11 protein-coding genes and 1 riboswitch are annotated in these 16,299 nt (G+C 31.9%); of the genes, 10 read left to right on the top strand and 1 reads right to left on the bottom strand.

All coding sequences use genetic code 11. The annotated features are described in order from the left end of the window. The first annotated feature begins 33 nt into the window (after positions 1 to 33). From KQH81_RS14270 to KQH81_RS14255, 4 genes are all read left to right on the top strand, one after another. Positions 34 to 1,179 (top strand): ribose-phosphate pyrophosphokinase, encoded by a 1,146-nt coding sequence (locus tag KQH81_RS14270; protein ID WP_035770332.1) that lies wholly within the window; start codon positions 34 to 36, stop codon positions 1,177 to 1,179. Positions 1,180 to 1,367: 188 nt separating this feature from the next. Further along, positions 1,368 to 1,832, top strand: coding sequence for a prolipoprotein diacylglyceryl transferase family protein (locus KQH81_RS14265; protein WP_177192665.1), 465 nt, complete (start codon positions 1,368 to 1,370; stop codon positions 1,830 to 1,832). Positions 1,833 to 1,957: 125 nt separating this feature from the next. Further along, on the top strand, positions 1,958 to 5,155 hold the full coding sequence (locus tag KQH81_RS14260; RefSeq protein ID WP_230028439.1) for a DEAD/DEAH box helicase: 3,198 nt from the start codon (positions 1,958 to 1,960) through the stop codon (positions 5,153 to 5,155). Between the two features lie 19 nt (positions 5,156 to 5,174). After that, positions 5,175 to 5,927, top strand: coding sequence for an exodeoxyribonuclease III (locus KQH81_RS14255; protein WP_027637618.1), 753 nt, complete (start codon positions 5,175 to 5,177; stop codon positions 5,925 to 5,927). Positions 5,928 to 5,974: 47 nt separating this feature from the next. Here the strand turns inward: KQH81_RS14255 and KQH81_RS14250 are convergent, their stop codons facing one another. Beyond that, the gene (locus tag KQH81_RS14250) at positions 5,975 to 6,283 is read right to left on the bottom strand and encodes a RepB family plasmid replication initiator protein (RefSeq protein ID WP_027637617.1); all 309 of its coding nucleotides are present in this window, start codon (positions 6,281 to 6,283) and stop codon (positions 5,975 to 5,977) included. Between the two features lie 138 nt (positions 6,284 to 6,421). Here KQH81_RS14250 and KQH81_RS14245 point away from each other — a divergent pair, with 138 nt between their 5' ends. From KQH81_RS14245 to KQH81_RS14220, 6 genes are all read left to right on the top strand, one after another. Continuing rightward, entirely contained in the window at positions 6,422 to 7,840 is a 1,419-nt protein-coding gene (locus tag KQH81_RS14245) for a sigma-54 interaction domain-containing protein (RefSeq protein WP_099335995.1), read from the top strand. Between the two features lie 191 nt (positions 7,841 to 8,031). Beyond that, positions 8,032 to 8,934: a trans-4-hydroxy-L-proline dehydratase activase gene (locus KQH81_RS14240; protein ID WP_099335994.1), complete on the top strand. Its 903-nt coding sequence runs from the start codon at positions 8,032 to 8,034 to the stop codon at positions 8,932 to 8,934. A 30-nt stretch (positions 8,935 to 8,964) separates the two neighbouring features. Further along, positions 8,965 to 11,325, top strand: coding sequence for a trans-4-hydroxy-L-proline dehydratase (hypD, locus tag KQH81_RS14235; RefSeq protein WP_230028438.1), 2,361 nt, complete (start codon positions 8,965 to 8,967; stop codon positions 11,323 to 11,325). Between the two features lie 55 nt (positions 11,326 to 11,380). Continuing rightward, a complete protein-coding gene (proC, locus tag KQH81_RS14230) occupies positions 11,381 to 12,196 on the top strand; it encodes a pyrroline-5-carboxylate reductase (RefSeq protein WP_099335992.1) in 816 nt (271 codons plus the stop codon). A 74-nt stretch (positions 12,197 to 12,270) separates the two neighbouring features. Next, positions 12,271 to 12,370: riboswitch (NiCo riboswitch) on the top strand. A 120-nt stretch (positions 12,371 to 12,490) separates the two neighbouring features. Continuing rightward, positions 12,491 to 15,019 carry an HAD-IC family P-type ATPase gene (locus KQH81_RS14225; protein ID WP_099335991.1) on the top strand — a complete coding sequence of 843 codons (2,529 nt, stop codon included), beginning with the start codon at positions 12,491 to 12,493 and terminating at the stop codon, positions 15,017 to 15,019. 84 nt (positions 15,020 to 15,103) lie between these two features. Continuing rightward, positions 15,104 to 16,270 (top strand): amidase domain-containing protein, encoded by a 1,167-nt coding sequence (locus tag KQH81_RS14220; RefSeq protein WP_099335990.1) that lies wholly within the window; start codon positions 15,104 to 15,106, stop codon positions 16,268 to 16,270. Positions 16,271 to 16,299: the final 29 nt, after the last annotated feature.

The following is a 16,299-nucleotide window of genomic DNA, read 5'->3' as shown; positions in this document are numbered from 1 at the left end:
TATACGTGTACAATCGGAGGGAGTATTTTGGAAATTAAATCACCATTATCAATTCCAAATGGTCAACTTGCTATAATTGCATTGGATAGCATAGGTGTACTAGGGAAAAAAATTGATAGCAGTCTTGTAAAATGTAGAAAAAGCATGATAAATGGAGAAGAAGATGTTTATCTAGATGCAAAGGATTCTTATCTTATAGGATCTGATACAATTAGATTTTCAAATGGAGAAGGAAAAGTTGTATTAGAAGATACTGTAAGAGGTAAAGATGTTTATATATTATGTGACGTAGGAAATTATGGATGCACATATAAGATGTTCGGACGCATAAACCATAAGAGTCCAGATGATCACTTTCAAGATATAAAGAGAGTATTATCTGCTATGGGCGGAAAAGCCAAGAGAATAACTGTTGTTATGCCATTATTATATGCTAGTAGACAACATAGAAGAAAGAGCAGAGAATCTTTAGATTGCGCAATGGCTCTTCAAGAGCTTGAAAGATTAGGAGTAGACGATATAATAACTTTTGACGTTCATGATCCAAATGTTCAAAATGCTATACCACTTATATCTTTCGATAATCTATACCCAACTTATGAAATAGTTAAAGCATTTTTAACTAAAGAAAAAGATCTTCCAATAAATAAGGATAATATGCTTGTAATAAGCCCTGATACAGGAGCAATGGATAGAGCTATATATTATTCTGGAGTATTAGGATTAGATATAGGATTATTCTATAAGAGACGTGATTATTCAACAGTTGTAAATGGAAAGAATCCAATAATACAACATGAATACATTGGAAGAGAAGTTGAAGGCCAAAATATATTAATAGTTGACGATATGATAGCGTCTGGAGAATCAGTATTTGATATAGTAAGAGAGTTAAAAAAGAGAAAAGCTGAAAAGATATTTGTTTCAGCAACATTTGCTCTTTTCACAGAAGGTATAGACAAGTTTGATAAGTACTATGAAGAAGGACTTATTGAAAGGGTATACTCAACAAACTTAACTTATATACCTGAAGAAGTTAAGACTAAACCTTGGTTTAGAGAAGTCGATATGTCTCACTTTATAGCTGAAGTTATAAACAACTTAAATCTAGATGAATCTATAGCACCACTTTTAGATGCTACAGAAAGCATAAATAAGCTTCGTGAAAATAGAAAATAATATAAAAGTATTATGGCAGTCTTCTAGGGAAGGCTGCCATTTTGTATAGTAGTCAAATTTTAATCTATAAGTCATAATATTTAAGGATTAAATATATAATTAATTAGAAGCTCTAATGGGATGTGATTATTATATATTTTTTAAGTACTGGCTTATGGAATATGGACATGTCATATGATTTTACAATCATGATATTAAAAATTGTATTAATATTTATGCTTATTGGATTATGTTGTAAATTAAGAAAGATTGATTTCAACAGTATATTTGACACAATGATAGTATCTATTCCTTCTGCTTTTTTAGGTGGGCGTATTTACCATGTTGTAATGAACATAGATAAGTATAAATTAAATATAATAGATATGCTAAATATAAGCAAAGGCGGTTTTGACAACATTGGAATGATAATAGGAATCTTCATAGGGTCATGGCTTTATACTGTTTATAAAAAATACAGTTTATTAGATTTTATGGATATTATTGCTCCTGCTTTAGTCTTAGGAGATATGGTTTTCAACATTTTATCCTTAGGTTTTTCTGTAAATATATTAATGCTGATTATTTTAATGTTTATAACAAAAGTAGCTCAGAAAAGTGGAGTTGTTATAACAATTTACCTAATTCTAATATTTATAGTCAATATAATATAAAGAATACCTTCTTTTAAGAGGGTATTTTTTATTGTGCGGAAGATAATATGAAATAAGTATAGAAAGAAACACTGTATATTGGGTATAATTAGCTATAGTATTAAATTGTTAAGAGAGTGATGAAAGTGAGCAGAAAAATTAAAAAAGGAAAGATAGATAATTATTTTAGTCCTTTTAAATATTCTAAAGCACATAAGCTTTACATAGAAGATTATATAATAGATTTAACCTCAAGATATAAGGATAGGGAAAATGTGCTTCAAGGTATAGTAGCTTCAGAAACTTATGGGGAATATTTAGTTAAAATAAGAGTTGATGAAGATGATGATATGACATTTTATAGCTGCAGTTGTGATGATTTTGATGGTAAGGGAAAGCCTTGTGAGCATATAGGAGCATGTTATCTAAAATATATAAATGAAATGGAAACAGGGCCATCAGAGTTAGATGATCTTTTAAGTTTATATGAAGATGAAGATAAGAAAATTCAAGAAAGTGATATTTTAAAGCTTGATATAACACTAGGACATACTTCAACTAGAGTCATAAATAATTTTATTGAGCTTAAGGCTGGAGTAGATAAGCTTTATGTTGTAAAAAATTTTAGATATTTTTTAAATGCCTATGCACGAAAAGAACCTACACAGTTAGGACGATATATACTAGACTTTGCTAAGGTTTCTATAACAAAAGAAGATCAGAGGCTTTTTGATTATTTTTTAGAACTTTTAGATATGGATAATATATTTTTGTCAGCTCAAGGGACTGCGGTAAGGCTTGTAGAAGACAAAAGAATATTTATAATGGAAACTCATTTCAAAAGGGTTATGGAGATTTTAAAAAATAAAAGTATATCTTTGTCCATACCAACAGGGGATTATGAAGATGTGCATGTGAAAGAAGAAGAGCTTAGTATAAACTTTGCTTTAAAAAGAGATGGCGAAGATCTGATGCTTACATTTCAAGGAAGCAGCATACCATTTCCTATGACTTCAAAGGGTGATTATTATTTCTATAAAGACGGTATATGGAGAGTGAAGAAGAACAAAGAAAGCTACTTGATAGCATTATTTGATACAATGATAAAAAATCCATATGGTGCATTGAATATTAGAGATGATGAAAAGGACAGGTTTGCATCTTTTCTTATGCCTAAGGTTAAGGAGCTTGGAAATCTAAATATAGAAGAAAGCGTGAAAAAGGAATTCATAGAAGAGCCTTTAAGTGCAGAATTTTATATAGACAAAGATATGGATGTATTGTTGCTTTCACTTTACTTCTATTATGGAGATGAAAAGATTAATGCTTTAAAAAAGGTAAATAAGAAAAATACTCAGGGAATACTTATAAGAGATGTAGAAAAAGAAAAGAACATTTTAGATATAATCAGAGAATACGGATTTGAAGACATGGATGACAAATTTATATTACAGGAAGAGGAGATCATAGTTGATTTTATTATTGATGGAATAAATAAGCTAAAAAACCATGGTGACGTATACTATTCAGAAGCTTTTAAAGGAAGCAAAATAGCAACTACACAAAATGTAAAGATAAGGGTACGGCTTACAAGAGAAGATATGCTGGCACTTTCTTTTGATTTTAAAGATATACCACGTGATGAGATAATAAATCTTATAAAAGCATTTAATGAAGGCAAAAAGTATTACAAACTAAAGGACAATGGTATAGTACTTCTTCAGGGAAATACTATATTAAAGATGCAGGCACTTAATGAATTCCAAAATATAGACAATGACTACTTTGAAAAAGAAGAAATAATGCTTCCTAAGTATTTAGCACCTTATATAAATGAGAAATTCATAAGTGAGGGTAATTTTAAGAGAGATAAAGGCTTTAGAGAACTTATTAATAACATAAAAGAAGCTAAGGATATGGATTTTGAAATTCCAAATGCTATAAAAGCTGAATTAAGAGATTATCAGATTAAGGGATTTCAATGGATGAAGACTTTAAGTCAATGTGGTTTTGGAGGAATACTTGCCGACGAAATGGGACTTGGTAAGACACTTCAATCTATAACATTTATAAGTTCATTAGAAAAAGGAGAATCTTTAATTGTTTGTCCAACATCTCTTTTATACAATTGGAAAGAGGAGTTTGAAAAATTTGCTCCTTCGCTAAAAATTTTAGTTATGAATGGTGGACCAAATGAGCGTCAGGAGAACTTCGAAAAACTTCATGACTATGATGTTATAATAACGTCTTATAATATTCTGACGAGAGATATTGAAAGCTATGAGAAGATTAATTTTACAGCTGTAATAGTAGATGAAGGTCAAAATATGAAAAATCCATTATCTCAAAGAGCAAAATCAATGAAGAGATTAAATGGTAAAAATAAGTTTGTACTTACAGGGACGCCTATAGAAAATGCTCTTACAGAATTATGGTCTATCTTTGATTTTATAATGCCGGGATATATCCTAAATCGTAAGAAGTTCCAAATGAAGTATGAAATACCTATAGTAAAAGACGGAAATCCTAAGGCTTTGCAGGAACTTAAATCTAGGATCATGCCTTTTATATTAAGGAGACTTAAAAAGGATGTTGCAGCAGAACTTCCTCCAAAGATAGAGAAGACTATAAAGGTAGATATGACGCCAGAACAAAAGGATGTATATGTGACTTATGTGAAGATGTTCAAAGAGGAGATTGAAAATATAGATTTAAATGACTTTAATAAAGGAAAGATGAAGATATTCTCTGCACTTACAAGACTTAGGCAGGTATGTTGTCATCCTAATAGTTTCTTAATGGACTATGATGGGGATAGCGGAAAGTTTGAAGCTTTTTATGATATACTGAACTCATCTATAGAAGAGGGACATAAGATTCTTGTATTTTCACAATTTACATCAGTATTGTCTATAATTGAAAAAGAATTTAGAAAGCAGCACATAGATTATAGCTATCTTGATGGATCTGTACCATCAGAGCAAAGGATGAAGCTTGTAAAGGAATTTAACTCTGGTAATAAAAAGGTGTTTTTAATATCACTAAAGGCAGGAGGTGCTGGACTTAATCTGACCTCAGCTGATGTAGTAATTCATTTTGACCCATGGTGGAATCCAGCAGTTGAAGATCAAGCTACAGATAGAGCTCATAGAATAGGGCAGAAGAATTCTGTAGAGGTTATAAAGCTAATAACCAAAGGTACAATTGAAGAAAAGGTTCTTATGCTTCAAGAAAAGAAAAAACAAATAATAAAAGATGTAATCGGAGAAGAGGAAATAGGAGATAAAATACTGTCTTCCATGGATTTTGAAGATTTGCAGGGACTATTTAATTTTGAAGAATAAACAAATTTAGGAGGTACATATGAAATTAATATCATGGAATGTAAATGGCATCAGAGCTTGTGTAACTAAAGGGTTTCTTGATTTTTTTAAGGAAGTAGATGCAGATATATTCTGTCTTCAAGAGACTAAGCTTCAAGAAGGACAAATAAATTTAGATTTAGAAGGCTACCATCAGTATTGGAACTATGCTGAGAAAAAAGGGTATTCAGGAACAGCGATTTTTACAAAAGCAGAACCTTTAAGTGTCAGCTATGGAATAGATATAGAAGAGCATGATAAAGAGGGTAGAGTTATCACATTGGAATTTGAAGATTTTTATATGATTACTGTATACACACCAAATTCTAAACAGGCTTTAGAAAGACTTGAATACAGAATGAAATGGGAAGATGATTTTAGGGCTTATTTGAAAAATTTAGAGACTAAAAAACCGGTCATAGTATGTGGAGATTTAAATGTAGCACATAAGGAAATAGACCTTAAGAATCCAAAGAATAATATTAAGAATGCAGGCTTTACACCTGAGGAAAGAGAAAAATTCACTGAATTAATAAATGCTGGATTTATAGATACCTATAGATACTTCCATCCTGATACAGAAGGTGTGTACTCTTGGTGGTCTTATAGATTCAATGCTAGAAAGAATAATGCTGGATGGAGAATAGACTATTTCTGTGTATCTGATGCTTTGAAAGATAGACTTGTAAGTGCTGATATACATATGGAAATTTTAGGATCAGACCACTGCCCGGTGGAGCTTATCATAAAATAATAATTTTATTTTGGAAATGAAGATAGATGTGTGTAACATATCTATCTTCATCTCTTTATTTTAATAATGATTTTTTCTCCTTTTATGACTTTGTATGAGAATGTTAAAGTCAGATCCAATTCATTAAATTCCTTTTGTAACGATGCTAGAACAGTAGGCCTTAAATAGCAATATGTATGTGAGCTTTGAGGAACATTTAGTATGCAGCTCAAATCTTTTAGGGATACTGTTATTACATCTTCATCTTTATGTTCTTTAAGCCATTTATAAAAAAGACTGCCGTAAATTGACTTGAATTTTATAGTTTCAGTGTTACGTTTCTTTTTGAAAGAAACTCTAATTTTTTCTTTTTTCATATAATAATCCTCTCTGAGATTCTTTTAATTATAGTATATACCTATTATACTTAATGTATATAGGGAAAATTAAGAGAAAATATGGCTTTCATGGGCATTCTTGAATAAATATATGATTAAAACTAAGGGGTAGGGATTATGGATTATAAAAGAATACTTGAAACTTTAATAGAGTTTTCTGATGAAGGAATAATAATAACTGACAATAAAGGAAATATAGTTTTTTATAGAGAGAGCAAAAAGAACTTAACAGGAATAGAAAATAAAAAGCCAGAAGGTAAGAATATACTTGAAGTTTTCCCATATCTGACAGAAAGCTCAAGTACTTTTTATAATGTTTTAAAATATAGAAATCCCATAATAGACAGAGTTCAAAAATATAAGAATCATTTAGGAAAAGAAGTTACTGTAATAACATCCACATATCCAATAATAGAGCAAGGAGTTCTTAAAGGAGCCTTTGAAATATTTAAGGATTTTACATTGGTTTATGATCTTTCTGAAAAGGTAGTAGCTCTTCAAAAACAAATGACCAAGGGAAAAGAAGCAAAATATAAAGCTCTAGGAGCAAAATTTACCTTTGATGATTTTATTGGAAATAATCCTAGAATTATAGATTTGAAAGAGAAAGGCAAGAAGATAAGCAACAGCAAGTCTCCTATACTTGTCTATGGAGAAACAGGTACAGGCAAAGAGATATTGGTACAGGCTATACATAACGCTGGAAAAAGGAAAAACAAACCTTTTATAGTACAAAACTGTGCAGCTTTGCCTCATAATCTTTTAGAAAGTATATTGTTTGGTACTGAAGAAGGAAGCTACACTGGAGCAAAAGATAAGATTGGGCTTTTAGAGGTAGCTCATGGGGGAACATTATATTTAGATGAAATAAATTCTATGGACTTAGATCTTCAAGGTAAACTTTTAAGAGTTATACAAGGAGGAGAAGTTAGACGACTTGGAAGTAGTAAAGTTAAAGAGGTAGATATTAGAATAATAGCATCAACTAATGAAAAGCCAGAAGTTCTTATAGAAAACAATAAGTTAAGGTTAGATTTGTATTATAGGCTTAATGTAATATATTTTAAGATACCTCCATTGAGAGAGCGTAAGGATGATATAGATCTTTTAGCAAAGTATTTTTTAAACAAGTACAATAAAGAATTTGACAAAAATGTTCTCAGTATAAGCGAATCTCTAATGAAAGATTTTATGACATATGATTGGCCTGGAAATATTAGAGAGCTTCAACATGTAATTGAAAGTGCTATGAATTGGTGTGAAGAACCTGACATAAATCATAAACATGTGGAAATGAACTTTGGGGATAAAAAAGAACAGTATAAGAAAAATGATATGGAATTATTTGATTGTGGGCTTAAAGAAAACTTAGAAAAATATGAAAAATTTTTAATAGAGAGTGCTATAAGGCAGTGTGATGGAGTCTATGCAAAAGCAGCTAGGAAACTTCAAATACCAAAGCAGACTCTTCAAAATAAAATAAAGAAATATAAAATAAAGAAAATATTTAGTATTGAATTTAGTACAAAAAACTAAAATTAGTACTAAATAGTATTGTTTTTAGTACTAATCTGAAATTTATGTAGAGCTTAAAAATTAAGCTCTACTTTTTTATTACGTCAAATTGTATATGATATAGGAGGTTAGAAAAAATTATGGCAGCATATGAAATTATGGCATAGCTATTGCTATATTTATATGATATTTAAAGCTGGGAGTGAAAATAAATGAGGGGCAGTATATTTAATATTCAAAGATACTCCATACATGATGGGCCAGGAATTAGAACAACTATATTTTTTAAAGGATGTCCTTTAAAATGTCAATGGTGTCACAATCCTGAGAGTCAGAGACAAGAAAAGGAGATAATGATTTATACTAACAAATGTATAGATTGTGGATTTTGTGCAAAGGCATGCAAATCAGGAGCTTTGACATTTGAAGAGGAGTTGATACATTTTAATAAAATCCTTTGTAAAAATTGTGGAGAGTGCTGTGAAGTGTGCCCTACAGGAGCAAGAACAATTGTAGGAGAGTATAAAGATCCCGAAACTTTATTAAAAGAAATAGAAAAGGACAAGGTCTTTTATGATGAGTCCGATGGAGGGGTGACTTTTTCTGGGGGAGAGCCGTTAAGCCAAGGGAAATTTCTTGAAGAGATACTTAAAAGATGTAAAGAGGCTGGGATACATACAACTGTTGATACCAGCGGATATGGAAGTGAAAATACTATAAGAAGCATAATACCATATGTAGATTTGTTTTTATATGACTTAAAGTCCATGAATGATTTTGTTCATAAAAAGTATATAGGGGTATCAAACAAAAGAATACTTGAAAATTTAAAGATTATAAGTGAACTTGGAGGAAAGATATTTATAAGAATACCATTAATACCAGGTATTAATGATTCAAAAGAAGATATATATAGCTTCATAAAATTCATAAAAAATATAGATGGAATTCTTCAAGTTAACATTCTTCCATATCATAATATTTCTCAAGAGAAGTATTTAAGACTTAGAAGAGAATATCAGTGTGAACATGTGAAAGAACCAACATCAGAAGGATTAGAAAAAATTAAATCAATGTTTGAAAATGAAGGTTTTAAAACTGTAATTGGTGGATAAAGATTTATTAGATTAGGGGAGATGAGAAAAATGAGAGAAAGAGTTAGAAGACTTAGAGAGAAAAGTTTGAAGGCCACTCCAACACTATCAATAGAGAGAGCGAAAATAGTTACTGATACTTACAAAGAATACTGTGATAAGGTTTCAATACCTGTTCTTAGAGCCTTTGCGCTAAAGGATATTTGTGAGAAGAAAACTATATGTATAAATAATGATGAGCTTATAGTTGGAGAAAGAGGACCGAAACCTAAAGCAGTACCTACCTATCCGGAATTATGCTGCCATACATTAGAAGATTTTAGAGTTATAGATAGCAGAGAAAAGACGTTTTTCAAAGTAGATAAAGAAGCTTTCAGAGTTCAAGAAGAAGAGATAATACCTTATTGGCAGGGTAAGTCAATGAGAGATAAGATACTAAATGCCATGACTGAAGAGTGGAAGACTTGCTACGGTGACGGAATATTTACTGAATTTATGGAACAGAGGGGACCAGGACATACCGCTGGAGATAAAAAGATATTCACTAGGGGATTCTTAGAAGTTATAGATTTAATAGATAAAGAATTAGAAAAATTAGATTATGTAAATGATATGGATGCCTATGACAAAGGTGAAGAGTTAAAAGCTATGAGAATAGCAGCAGAAGCTGTAATAACTTTTGCTAAAAGACATTCTGCTTTAGCTAGAGAAATGGCAGAAAAAGAAAGTGATAAAAGGAGAAAGGCTGAACTATATAAGATTGCTGAAGTATGTGACAGAGTACCGGCACATAGACCAGAGACATTTTGGGAAGCTGTACAAGGATATTGGTTTATTCATTTGACTGTTATAACAGAGCTTAACCCATGGGATGCATTCACTCCAGGAAGATTTGATCAGCATTTGTATCCTATATATAAAAAAGATGTAGAGGAAAATAATTTAGCTAGAGAAGATGCAGAGGAACTACTTCAATGTCTTTGGGTAAAATTTAATAATCAACCTGCTCCTCCAAAAGTAGGTATAACCTTAAAAGAAAGTGGAACTTATACTGACTTTGCCAATATCAATAGTGGAGGCTTAACAGCTGATGGAGAAGATGGGGTAAATGATGTAACTTATCTAGTACTGGATGTTATTGACGAGATGAGACTTCTTCAGCCTAGTAGTAATATTCAATTAACAGAAAAGAATCCTGATGAGTTTATAGAAAGAGCTTGCAAGATAATAAGAAAAGGATGGGGGCAGCCTTCTGTATTTAATGCAGACATGGTAGTTAAGGAACTCATGAGACAGGGGAAATCTTTAGAAGATGCAAGAACTTCAGGAACTACAGGCTGCGTAGAAGCTGGTTCTTTTGGTAAAGAAGCTTATATACTTACAGGATATTTTAACCTTGTAAAGATTCTTGAGGTAACTTTAAATAATGGATTAGATCCTAGAACAGGAAGGCACATTGGAATTGAAACAGGAAATGCTGCTGAATTTAAGAATTTTGATGAACTTATTGAAGCTTACAAAAAGCAGGTACATCATTTTATAGATATAAAGATAAGAGGAAATAACGTAATAGAAAGATTATACATGAAGCATATGCCGGTTCCATTTTTATCATTACTAGTTGATGACTGTATATCAAAGGGAAAGGATTATAATGGAGGAGGAGCAAGATATAATTCTAATTACATTCAAGGAGTTGGAATTGGAACTCTTACAGATTCACTCGCATCTATAAAATTTAATGTGTTTGACAAAAATAAAATAACTATGGAAGAGCTTTTAGAAGCATTGAAGGAAGACTTCAAAGGCAGAGAGCCTCTAAGACAGATGTTACTAAATAAAACTCCGAAATATGGAAATGATGATGACTATGCTGACGATATAATGAGAGTTTGTTTCGATATATTTTTTAATGAGGTAGATGGTAGAGATACAGTTAGAGGCGGAAAATATAGAATAGATATGCTGCCAACTACATGTCACGTTTACTTTGGAGAGGTTACTGGAGCTACAGCCGATGGAAGAAAGGCAGGAGTCACTCAATCAGAAGGAATATCTCCTGTAGGAGGAGCAGATAAGTATGGACCAACCTCTGTTGTAAAATCAGCATCAAAGATGAATCATGAAAATACTGGAGGAACTCTTTTAAATCAGAAATTTACACCATCGTTACTGCAAGGAGAACAGGGAATAAAGAATCTTCGTTCGCTTATAAGAGCATATTTTAAGATGGGAGGACATCATATACAGTTTAATGTGATTAGCAGGGACACTCTTCTTAAAGCACAAGAAAATCCAGAAGCGTATAAGGATTTAATAGTAAGAGTTGCTGGATATAGTGATTACTTCTGTGACCTTGGACGTGCGCTTCAAGATGAGATAATAAATAGAACTGAGCAAGAAAATTTTTAATGACAGGGTAGAAAAATGATATAATTTTAATATAGAAACATGGAGGGAAATAAAAATGAATAAAACAATTGGATTTATTGGATGTGGAAATATGGCAGGTGCCATAATTGGAGGCCTAGTTTCATCAGGAAAAGTTAAAGGTGAAAATGTAATAGCTTCTGATGGATTTTCTAAGGGATTAGAAAATTGCCAAAAGAAATATGGAATAAGAACTTCTTTAAATGACAATTTAACTGTTGCAAGAGAAGCAGACATATTGTTTTTAGCAGTAAAACCTAATGTGTATTTTAATGTTATAGATGAAATCAAGAATGACATCAAGGAAAATGTTGTTATAGTTACAATAGCAGCAGCTATAAGCATGGATTCTGTCAAAGCAGGTTTCGGAAAAGAAATTAAGATAGTTAGAACTATGCCTAACACTGCAGCTATGATAGGAGAAAGCATGACTGTTGCATGTAAGAATTCTCTAGTTACTGAAGAAGAAATGAATGAGGTTATGGAACTTCTAAAATCATTTGGTAAAGCGGAGTTTTTAGAGGAGAAGCTTATGGAAGCTGTCATAGCAGTTAATGGATCATCACCAGCATATATATATATGTTCCTAGAAGCTATGGGAGACGGAGGAGTACTTGCTGGAATCCCAAGAGATAAAGCATATAAGATGGCTGCACAAGCTATGATAGGTTCTGCAAAAATGCTTTTAGAAACAGGAAAGCATCCAGGTGAACTAAAAGACATGGTTTGCTCTCCAGCTGGAACAACTATAGAAGCAGTATATTCTTTAGAAAAGAATAATTTTAGAGGAACTATAATAGAAGCTATGGAAAAATGTACTGAAAAATCAAATAAGATGGCAGGAAAAAAATAATTTCAAAAGTAGTAGAAAAAGTCATAAAATGGGCATATAATAATATAAAATCTCTTTGCACTGCATATAAATCTACAGTACAAACTGATCAGGCCGATGAATGACTTTATTTATGGAGCCGGGCCGTAAATGGCAACAGGATTTTTAGGAAGCTACAATACCTGTGGGACAGTTTATTGTTCTACAGGTATTTTTTGCGTACTTTTAGAACAATAACTGAGTCTTTATTGCAATGCCATAGAGCTATCAAACAAATATTCTTGGGAAGCAAGAATTAAAATGGAGGTAACTTTTATGACAGAACAAAACAAAAATCAATTAAAAGGTCTAACAAAAGATGAGGTGAGAGTTCTACAAGAAAAATTCGGGAAAAACAGATTAGTACCTGAAAAGAAAGAAAATTTCTTTCTAAAGATTATTCAAGTTTTAAAAGAACCGATGTTTCTATTGCTTATTGCTGCAGCAATAATCTACTTTTTACTTGGAGAGCCTAGAGATGGAACTATAATGCTGGTGTTTGTAGTAGGAATAATCAGCATAGATGTAATCCAAGAATGGAAAACCGACAAGACTTTAAATGCACTAAAGAATTTATCTGCACCACATATAACCGTTATAAGAGATGGTATAGAGTGTACTATAAATAGTGAGGATTTGGTACCTGGAGATTTGATGATGATAGCAGAAGGGGTAAAGCTCCCTGCTGACGGTAAAGTAATCAAAGCAAATGATCTTTGCATTGATGAATCCTCTTTAACTGGGGAAGCAGAAGGGGTATGGAAGTGCATAGATGATAGTGGGAATAAGGATTATTGGAAAAAGGATCATTGCTATGCTGGAACACTAGTAACTCAGGGTACAGGAGTAATATTAATAGAGAAAATAGGTGCAGAAACTGAGTATGGAAAGATAGGAATAAATGTGGCTGAGGCACCAGATAGACCTACCCCAATGGAAAAGCAGACGAAGAAATTAGTTAAAGTATGTGCCGTAATAGCAGCAGTTTTATTTTTGCTTGTGTGCATAATAACCTATTTTAATCTCCCTGATCATCAGTTGAAGGAGAGATTAATAGAAAGTATCTTGTCAGGAATAACCCTAGCTATGGCTATGATACCGGAGGAATTTCCAGTGATTTTAACTGTATTCTTGTCAATGGGAGCATGGAGACTTGCAAAGAAAAACTCTTTAGTAAGAAGACTTCCATCAGTAGAAACCTTGGGAGCAGTTTCAGTTTTATGTGTAGATAAGACTGGAACCATCACTATGAATAAGATGAGAGTAAGGGAATGCTGGGCCATTAGTAATAATATAAAAGAAACAAACAAAATAATGGGAATGGCTTGCGAGGTAGATGCTTATGATCCAATGGAGCATGCAATGCTTGACTATTGTGAAGAAAATAATATTGCAAAAGAAGAGTTATTTAAAGGTGAACTCATAAGTGAATATTCATTTACAAATGAGAGAAAGATGATGGGGCATGTATGGAAGCTAAATGGTGAAGTTGTAATAGCATCAAAGGGTTCCCCAGAGAAGATATTAACATTATGTAATTTAGATAAAAATGAGAAAAAAATAATAGAAAGTAAAATCTTCAATATGTCATCTCAAGGCTTAAGAGTTATTGGGATAGGTAAAATGATATTGAAGGATGAAAAAGATATTCCAGAAACTTTAGAAGAATGTAGTTTAGAATTTCTAGGACTTGTAGGGCTTCAAGATCCTCCAAGAGAAAAGGTAAAAAATGATATTGCAAGCTGTGTAAGGGCTGGAATAAGAGTTGTAATGATCACTGGAGATAACGGAATAACTGCAAGTGCTATAGCAAAACAAGTTGGCATACCTCATAGTAGTGTTATAATCACTGGTGATGAATTAAACACTATGACAGATGATGAACTTCAAGAAAGAATTAAAGATGTAAGCATATTTTCAAGAGTTATGCCAGAGCATAAGATGAGAATAGTTAAAGCATTTAAGGAGAATGGTGACGTAGTTGCTATGACAGGAGATGGTGTTAATGATGCACCAGCTCTTAAATATGCAGATATAGGAATAGCTATGGGGAAGAAAGGTTCTGAAGTTTCAAGAGAGGCAGCGGATCTTATCCTACTTGATGATAATTTTTCAACTATAGTAGATACCATAAAAGATGGAAGAAGAATTTATGATAATATAAGAAAAGCCATAGGGTATGTTTTTACTATTCATATACCAATAGCATTTGCATCTTTATTAGCACCTATGCTTAATATAAGGTCATCTATGATACTTCTATTACCAGTTCATGTTGTATTATTAGAGCTTATAATAGACCCTACCTGCTCTATTGTGCTTGAGAGACAGCCAGCAGAAAGTGATATTATGGAACGAAAACCACGTAATCCTAAAGAAAGCATATTAACGGCATCAGTATTAGTAAAGAGCATAATACAAGGTATGATTTTATTTGTAGCATCCTTTGCTTCTTACTATTTGTATTTAAAAGCTAACCCAGAACAAGCTGAGGTAGCACGTTCAATAGGTCTTGCCATCATAATGCTTTCTAATGTACTTCTTGTGCAAGTTAATAGTTCAGAAAGCGAATTTGCATACAAGTCATTGATAAATCTAAAGAAAGACCATGTTATGTGGGCTGTAGGTATTGGAACCCTAATTGGACTTGGAGTAATACTATATACTCCTATTGCTGAGTTCTTAAGCTTAGCACCATTAAATTTAAATCAGATCTTTAGAGTTGTAGTGACTTCTGTTGCTGCAGTAATGTGGTATGAGATAGTAAAGTTATTTAAGAAAATCAGAAAAGGCAGAATTAAATAAGATTTATTGGGAAACTTAATTGTAATTAGGGGGCTTTGCTTTGAGCAGAGTCCCCTTTTATAATTTTTCAGTGGAGGAAAGATAATGAAAGGAATTGCGAAGATTACAGTGTGGTTTATGATTGCTATGGTGTTATGCTCATTTTCATATTGGAAAAAAGATGAAAGGGTATGTAAAACCATCATAAATTCATATATACAAGGATATTTAGAAAGTTATAAAACGGGTACATATATAAAACCTTATTCTCTGGAAGATAATGATGATACTTATATTTACAATATCTTAGGTGAGATAAATGGCAAAAGGGTGATGCTCTTAAACACTAGATTCAAGAGTTATAACTATTCCATAAACTATAAAAATCTGGATTTTAATGATAACTCTGCTAGAATTACAGTTTTAGTAGATATTGACTATGAGTATGAAAATGGAGTAAAGGGCGGGTTACGTGATATAGATTATGAATTTAACCTTGAAAAAAGAGATGAAGGTTGGATTATAACGAATTTAGAAAGTAATTATGATGAATTTCAAGACTTTAAAAATAGAGTAGACGAAAAGAAAAAAGTTATGAGGGGAGAAACTAAAGAGATAATAGATAGTTGCCGTGATGATGAGATTGAGCGGATTAAAAATTATAAAAAGAAACCATCATTAAAAAATGTATTCGGTGATAAAGATGTGTGTGGAGATATAAAAACAGACATTGGCGTTAAGTACGCTTGTGAATTCGCATTAAAAAATAAAAATGACAGATTATTTTATACTGCTGGAAATAGTGATTGTACAAATTTTGTATCTCAATGTATATGGGCATCTCTTGGAAATTATAATCCTTTAGATAATAACTATACTATTGCAAATATAAAACAGGAAAGATGTATGGTTAAGAATGTATGGCTTGGTAATAAATATGGAGGTACAACTGCATGGGAAAATGTAGAGGCGCTTTGGAGTTTTATTTTAAATAAAGAAGAGTTTAATGCTAAAGGTATGAATAAAAATAAACCTGTATCAGAGCTAAATCTCAATGATATATCAGAGGGGGATATAGTCCAAGTGAGAAAACGTAATGATTATAGGTATAGTCATTCCACATATGTAACTCTAGTTAAGAGAGAAGATGGTGAAAGTTTGATATATGTATCACAGCATTCTTATGATAAACTTAACAGAAATTTGGAAGATTTGATATTTAGCTGGGGTGGAGAAGAATGTTACATGAGAATTATAAAATTTGTAAAATAAGCTTTTATGATATGAAAAAAATGAAAGAA

Origin of the sequence: Clostridium cadaveris, assembly GCF_020911725.1 — a bacterium.
Lineage (GTDB): Bacteria > Bacillota > Clostridia > Clostridiales > Clostridiaceae > Clostridium_X > Clostridium_X cadaveris.
The sequence above is the reverse complement of the archived record's forward strand: the minus strand, read 5'-3'. Positions and strand labels throughout refer to the sequence as shown.

Excerpts from the sequence above, each read along its gene's own strand:
- KQH81_RS14255 (WP_027637618.1), top strand. The coding sequence starts at position 5,175 with ATGAAATTAATATCATGGAATGTAAATGGCATCAGAGCTTGTGTAACT.
- KQH81_RS14225 (WP_099335991.1), top strand. The coding sequence starts at position 12,491 with ATGACAGAACAAAACAAAAATCAATTAAAAGGTCTAACAAAAGATGAG.
- KQH81_RS14245 (WP_099335995.1), top strand. The coding sequence starts at position 6,422 with ATGGATTATAAAAGAATACTTGAAACTTTAATAGAGTTTTCTGATGAA.
- hypD (WP_230028438.1), top strand. The coding sequence starts at position 8,965 with ATGAGAGAAAGAGTTAGAAGACTTAGAGAGAAAAGTTTGAAGGCCACT.
- KQH81_RS14240 (WP_099335994.1), top strand. The coding sequence starts at position 8,032 with ATGAGGGGCAGTATATTTAATATTCAAAGATACTCCATACATGATGGG.
- KQH81_RS14220 (WP_099335990.1), top strand. The coding sequence starts at position 15,104 with ATGAAAGGAATTGCGAAGATTACAGTGTGGTTTATGATTGCTATGGTG.
- KQH81_RS14250 (WP_027637617.1), bottom strand. The coding sequence starts at position 6,283 with ATGAAAAAAGAAAAAATTAGAGTTTCTTTCAAAAAGAAACGTAACACT.
- KQH81_RS14265 (WP_177192665.1), top strand. The coding sequence starts at position 1,368 with ATGATATTAAAAATTGTATTAATATTTATGCTTATTGGATTATGTTGT.
- proC (WP_099335992.1), top strand. The coding sequence starts at position 11,381 with ATGAATAAAACAATTGGATTTATTGGATGTGGAAATATGGCAGGTGCC.